We start from the raw sequence: 1,137 nt of genomic DNA on the forward strand, positions 1-1,137 counted from the left end.
GTAGGGATAGACATAAACCGGCCAATCTTCGCCATTGGGACCGGGAACGCGGACTTTTTCAGTTTCCGGTTCTTCCTGCAGCCAGGATTGTTCGAGGAGGCGATCAAAATCGTTTTCCCGGTTGAGAGGGCCCGCAGGGAAACGGGCCACGGGAGTCATCCGGCCATCGGCCCGCCATCCCTTGGGTTTATCCATTTCCGGCAGATAATTGCCGCGCAAAGGGGTCAACTTTTCCGGTTTTGGTTCTTCCTGAGCGACCTGTACTTTCCCCTCCTCGTCCACCCAACGGATTTGGGCAATTGCTTCCCGTCCCCGCAGCAGTTGGTCGATAGTAGTAGATACGTCCTCGTGGATGACCCAGCGCTGACGTTCCAACATTTCGATGGCAATGTCAAAGGTGGGCGGTGCTTTCCGTTCTAAAACGGTCTTCTGAGAACCCCGGCGGCGCGCTTCTTCGTCCCCGAGAGTTACTGCCTGAATTCCCCCGACTAAATCCGATAAAGTCGGGTTTTTAATTAAATTTTCCAGTTGATTGCCGTGGGCGGTTCCCACTAACTGCACCCCGCGTTCGGCGATCGTGCGAGCGGCCAGAGCTTCTAATTCCGTACCGATCTCATCAATCACGATCACCTCCGGCATATGGTTTTCCACCGCTTCGATCATGACTTGATGCTGCAATTCCGGACGGGCCACCTGCATCCGACGAGCGCGACCGATGGCCGGATGGGGAATATCTCCATCCCCGGCGATTTCGTTGGAGGTGTCGATAATCACTACCCGTTTATTGAGATCGTCGGCTAAAACTCGGGCTATTTCCCGGAGAGCGGTGGTTTTCCCTACCCCCGGACGACCGAGCAGCAGCAGGGATTTACCCGTTTCCACTAGGTCGTTAATCAGGGTGATCGTACCGAAAACGGCCCGACCGATACGACAGGTTAAACCGATAATTTCCCCGTCTCGATTGCGAATGGCACTGATGCGGTGCAGGGTGCGTTCAATCCCGGCGCGATTATCGCCGCTAAAACTGCCCACCCGGGCGATCGAATACTGGATTTCTTCTTTTGAGATCGGTTCGTCCCCCAGATCGATCGCCCCATCGGGAAAACGCGCTTCTGGTATGCGTCCCAAATCCATAAC

General features: G+C 55.2%; 1 protein-coding gene. It reads right to left on the reverse strand.

What is annotated here, in order from left to right; all coding sequences use genetic code 11:
- Nucleotides 1-1,137, reverse strand: a 1,137-nt coding sequence (locus tag PX481_RS11795; RefSeq protein ID WP_288094626.1) for an AAA ATPase domain-containing protein, incomplete at both ends; no start/stop codon positions are given.

This window comes from Microcystis sp. M53603_WE2 (assembly GCF_030065435.1).